General features: G+C 59.8%; 5 protein-coding genes. 2 read left to right on the top strand and 3 right to left on the bottom strand.

The features are described 5' to 3' along the window. The first annotated feature begins 285 nt into the window (after positions 1-285). Positions 286-1,578, top strand: a complete 1,293-nt coding sequence (locus tag JQ597_RS37390; RefSeq protein ID WP_212270381.1) for a vanadium-dependent haloperoxidase — start codon at positions 286-288, stop codon at positions 1,576-1,578. Positions 1,579-2,561: 983 nt separating this feature from the next. On the opposite strand, the gene JQ597_RS37385 is transcribed toward JQ597_RS37390, so the two are convergent. Then, positions 2,562-2,843 carry a hypothetical protein gene (locus JQ597_RS37385; RefSeq protein ID WP_212270380.1) on the bottom strand — a complete coding sequence of 94 codons (282 nt, stop codon included), beginning with the start codon at positions 2,841-2,843 and terminating at the stop codon, positions 2,562-2,564. Between the two features lie 65 nt (positions 2,844-2,908). Here JQ597_RS37385 and JQ597_RS37380 point away from each other — a divergent pair, with 65 nt between their 5' ends. After that, complete coding sequence (locus JQ597_RS37380) at positions 2,909-3,079, top strand: hypothetical protein (RefSeq protein ID WP_212270379.1); 171 nt, start codon at positions 2,909-2,911, stop codon at positions 3,077-3,079. A gap of 8 nt (positions 3,080-3,087) precedes the next feature. On the opposite strand, the gene JQ597_RS37375 is transcribed toward JQ597_RS37380, so the two are convergent. Next, positions 3,088-3,363 (bottom strand): hypothetical protein, encoded by a 276-nt coding sequence (locus JQ597_RS37375; RefSeq protein WP_212270378.1) that lies wholly within the window; start codon positions 3,361-3,363, stop codon positions 3,088-3,090. Positions 3,364-3,620: 257 nt separating this feature from the next. Next, entirely contained in the window at positions 3,621-4,808 is a 1,188-nt protein-coding gene (locus JQ597_RS37370) for a 6-phosphofructokinase (RefSeq protein ID WP_212000733.1), read from the bottom strand. Positions 4,809-5,064: the final 256 nt, after the last annotated feature.

Here is a 5,064-nt window from a genome sequence, read left to right as displayed (position 1 = left end):
GCCGAGAAAGACCTTGCTCTATCAGACGCCGGCTGAGAAGTTCGCAGAATGTGTTGCAGCGATCGGTTGAACTCGCCAGCTAAAGCGGACATTATGCCCGCAAGGGTGGTCTCGCGTCCCCGGGCCCCGTTAGCCCAATTTATGCGCTGCAGCGAGAGCAGCGCCACCTTCGGACGAAGCGGTAGAGTTATACAGAATTCGGCAGACAGCCAATCCAAAAGCCAAACAGCCAGGATGCGTCATCTCGACCAATAGTCCACGCCAGTGGAAAGAAGGAGACTGACCGTGCCCACCGAGTGGAGGGTCCGCATGTGTGGGCACCACAAAGGGAGGCGCAAAATGAGATCCGATTTAAAATTATCGGCTGCAACTTTGCTGCCGGGCATAGTCGCGGCAGCGCTGTTGGCGGCGCCCGCGCGCGCCGATGTAGTCACCGATTGGAACGTCATCACCAATGATCTGGTGGCGAACGACGTCGGCAACAATCCCAAACTCCGCACCTTGGCCATGGTGCATGTCGCCGTGTCCGACGCGATCAACACGGTTCAGAATCGTTACACGCGCGTAGTCGCAACGCTTCCGGCCGCACCAAGCGCATCCGCAGAAGCCGCGGCCGCGGCGGCCGCGCAGCAGATCCTCACCCAGGTCTATCCGCAGCAGAAAGCCAAGATCGAAGAGGGCTACGCGGCATCACTCAAGGCGATCCCAGAGGGGCCCGCAAAGACCGAAGGCATCAAGCTGGGTATGGAGGTGGCCGCCGCGGTCCAGGCCGACCGCGCCAACGACGGCACCAACGCTCCCGACACTTACAGGCCGCACGCTGCTCCCGGGGCCTACGTGCCGACGACGCTGCCGGCGTGGGAGCAATATGCGCGCGCGAAGCCATGGGTGCTCAACGGCGCCGACCAGTTCCGGCCCGGCCCGCCGCCGGCACTGTCGAGCGCAGAGTGGGCCCGCGACTACAACGAGGTGAAGAGCCTCGGCGGCACCAAGAGCACGGCGCGCACTCCCGAGCAGACCGAAGCGGTAACATTTTGGGGCAACGTCAATTTTGGCCCTGCCCTGCAAGCGGCGGCGCGCGAGCTTGCGAAGGCAAAGGAAATGCCGCTCGCTGAATGTGCGCGCCTGTTCGCACTGCTCAACATGGGTCTGGCGAACGCCTACGTTCTCAATTGGGAGGCGAAGTACTACTACAATTTCTGGCGGCCCGTCACCGCCATCCGCAATGGCGACCAGGACGGCAACGATGCCACCGAGCGCGATGCCGGCTGGACTTCGTTCAATCCGACGCCAATGCATCCCGAATACCCGTCGCAGGCGACCTACAACGCCACCACCGCGGTGGCGGTCCTGGAATCGGTTTTCGGGCCGGTGAAGGCCATTCCGTTCACGGCGACCGATGTGCGGGATCCGAAGCGGACCAGGCAGTTCGCCAGCCTGGCCGATATGGCCGAGGAGCAGAAGAATGTCCGTGTCTGGGGTGGCGTGCACTATCGATTCGCGATCCGCGCCAGCGAGGATGTAGCCCCAAAGGCCACGGCATACCTGATCGAGAACACGCTCAAGCCGGCACGCTAATGCCGTAGCCAAAACGTAAGACCCCGGGCTCGTGATGCGAGTCCGGGTATTCATCAAAATCCGAACTTTGACGGCGAGCCAAAGTGAGCTGGTTGTAGCTATGAGCGTAGTCGCGATTGCCGCTACAGAAGAGGTCGCCTCTGCGCGGGCACGAGGGCGCTGGGGCTGATCGTGCCGCAAGCACTTTTGGTGTCTGCGAACGAGGTCATCGATAAGGGCAGGGACGGTCTGTCGACGAAGCGCTGCGCCTCGTCGGTTGCGAGCATGTCCGCTTCGGGCGCCTTTGCGACATGCCGACAACCTTTGACGAAGTCCGCTGTTGAGGGCAAAGCCGACTTCCCGAAGGCCCGCCTGGACTTCTCAGTTTGACCCGGAACGGACCTCGTCGAGGGGCGCGTTCTCGAAGCGTACAAATTTCTTGATCCGTTCCCATATCTCCTCAGGTGCTGGCCCCTTTCCATTCCGTTCGATGGCTAGTGGCCCCTTTACAACTTTAGCAGTGGCTCCTTTTGAATCGGGAACCGCGTCGGGGGAATGAGAGTTTTGGGATGGGGCGACGGAGGTTCCCATGTCGGAGCGACGGCACATTGAACACGATCACCCTTTGGACGAGCGGTTAGCCCTAGAGGCAATCAAACTTAGGGAAACCGCCAAAAGTCTGAAGCCGGGATCGAAGCGGCAGACGCTTCTACGCAAAGCCCGCGAGGCAGAAACCGCCGCCAGCATTACCGCCTGGATTTCGTCACCCGGACTGAAGCCGCCAGAATAGGGAGGCAGCGCAGTGATTAAGTCGATAGGGTGCTTCGTATGCGATGAAACGCGGTGCGTCTGTGACGCCCACCCTGACCGGCCATGGTCAGGGAAATATGCGTGCGGTTGCGGTGCCACCGCCATGGCCTGTCCCTCATGCAGCAGGTTCATTCCGCTGCCACAACTCAACAAGGGATTTGAAGTAAAGGTACAAAGTTAACTTGTTCTCGATTTTACCCAGCCCTACTTTCCAGCACCGATTCACGGGCTGGTATGACATGCAGCACATTTACCGCGCTTTCCTGATCAGCTCGGACGGCCATATCGTTGATCGCGTTGAGATCGAATGCGATGGTGATGACACCGCCAAAGAGCGCGCCAAGCGGCTCGTTGACGGCCATGATGTAGAGCTGTGGGACGGAACGCGGAAGATCGCGAAGTTCACGAACAAGAATTAAGGCCGCCTCAGGTGGGCACTGTGTCCCGATTTCATCAGTCCGTAATTTTACCGTCACGAACCTTTCCCAGGTTCCCGCAGTTGGATAGGTTGGGCGCTGGGGTAGCAATGGGTGGCGTAATAATGACAAGGCACACTCAGTTGGCAGTGACACCACGCGACCGCTTTCTTGAAGCGGCACAAAAGGAACTTGCGGCTTTCGAGCAGCGCGAGCACGAGTTTTCCAAGAAGGAACGGAAAGAACGGGCTGCCGAATTGCAGATGCCCATCGAGAGGGTCGGACTTCAAAGCTAGGCGGGGGCCTAGATCGCAAGGCAAAGAGGCCGCCAGATGAGGCGGCCTCTTTCATTATCGATGCCAACCCGCTCCGTGGTATAACGGTCGGGCTTGCCGTAGACCTCCATCGCTCCGCGGGTGAGCCCTAGCATGGCAAGTGAAATGGCCGCGAATGCGAAATGATGATGGAGCATAACACTGAAGAAGCGCGTTATCAGGATCTGGTAGGAAAGTGTCGCGAACGCCAGCACAAAGACTGCCAGATAATAGCGACCGGGACTCTTGGATATGGATTGCAACACGCTGCCCTCTTAGTGGAGCCCTGATGGGCTCTATTGGGCACGCTTTGACCAACTCGCGCTACACGCGATCGCCGGATAACTACGTCGTTCCGTCAATCGTGATGGTGCCGAATGTAGTGCGTTCGATCTCCATGGCCCTGACCCCTTCATGATCTCGGCACGAGGCCCTGACACCCGCGTCGGCAGACCCATCTGGCCGGGCACTACTTCCGAGGCTGCCCCATAGGAGACGTCCTTGGCGGTTACCGCCTGGCACCCTATGACGCGCGGTTGAGAAAGACCGGCAGCCCCAGCTTGTTGCCGTAGGTAGGGCGGTAGCGCTCCGTGTTGTATGTGCTGGCGACATCCAATTTGCGAGGCCCCAGCTTGGGGTCAGGGATGGGCACGAGGTCGTAACGGCCCTCTACCAGAGCCGACATGAGACCGGTCTTGCCTTCCAGGATGGCATCGTAAGCCATGTTGCCGAAAGTCAGGGCTACAAGCTTGTCGATGAAGTCAGGTTCGCCCGATCGCAAATCGTAGGTAAGGTCAGAGGTGATTGTCTCTTCTCCAACGCGCTGCTTGATCTCCTCGGCAAGCGATTCCGCCACGCTGGCCTTCTTGCGGTGACCATAGGCGTCGGGCTCGCCGTATTCCTGCAGCTTGTAGCCCTCCCACTCGGCGCCCTCGCTGAGCACGATCAGCGCGTAATTGCTCGGGTTGGCGCGCTTCTCTTCAAGGAGCAACTGGATCAATCTGTCGAGATTGACCTTGTACTCCGGTATGACGCATCGGATCGAGGTCGCGTACGCGGTGTAGAGCGCGGTAAATCCGGCATCGCGGCCAAAGACGCGGAAAATGCCAATTCGCTCGTGCGAGCCGACAGTGGTTCGCTGCCGCTGGATAGCTGCGCTGGCGCGAGTGATCGCGGTCGAGAAGCCGATGCAGTACTCGGTGTTGCGGACGTCGTTGTCCATCGTCTTCGGGATGGCGATGATCTTGACACCGAGTTCGTTGAGCTTGGCGGCATAACTAAGCGTGTCGTCGCCGCCGATGGCGATCAGGTGTTCGATGCCGAGCCCCGAGAGGTTCGCCAGCACCTGGCCGGTGAGGTCCCACGTCTTGGTTGCGCCGCCGCCCCTGGTACTTAGGGAGACCGGAAGGTCCTTGCCGACGAGATGTTCGGGCAGCTTTTGCATTTTGGACGGATTGATGCGGCTCGAGTGCAGCACGGTGCCGCCGCTCCGGTCGATGGTGCGCGTGTTTTCACGATTCAGGGGCATGAGGTAGTGAGATTTGCTGGCCGGGTCCTCCAGGTTGAGGTGCGTGAGGGCCTCCCAACCACGGCGGAGGCCGATGACCTCGATGTCGTTCTCACTGCCGCGATAAGTGACGCTCTTGATGACAGCGTTAAGGCCGGGGACGTCGCCGCCGCCCGTGAGAATGCCGATGCGTTTTCTCGCCAAGCCCACCTCCCAGCATTGGCATGTCGCAATTTGCGACCTCGCCAGTTCAAATGAAAAATATCACTCAGACTCGACCCAACGATCGTCCTAAGGTTTTTAGCCTATGCCGGTCTCAGATCGCCGGGGCTACCAGGTTGAAGAGGTCACTGCGAAATGGTCTGCTACGCTCTCCCACGATGGGTCCGCTACACTCTCTCACGAGGGGAAGGACTGACCTTCTTCGTCGGTGACGGCGGCATAGAGTTGCTAGAGGCCC

It is taken from the genome of Bradyrhizobium sp. AUGA SZCCT0177 (assembly GCF_018130125.1).
Lineage (GTDB): Bacteria > Pseudomonadota > Alphaproteobacteria > Rhizobiales > Xanthobacteraceae > Bradyrhizobium.
The sequence above is the reverse complement of the archived record's forward strand: the minus strand, read 5'-3'. Positions and strand labels throughout refer to the sequence as shown.

Excerpts from the sequence above, each read along its gene's own strand:
- JQ597_RS37380 (WP_212270379.1), top strand. The coding sequence starts at position 2,909 with ATGACAAGGCACACTCAGTTGGCAGTGACACCACGCGACCGCTTTCTT.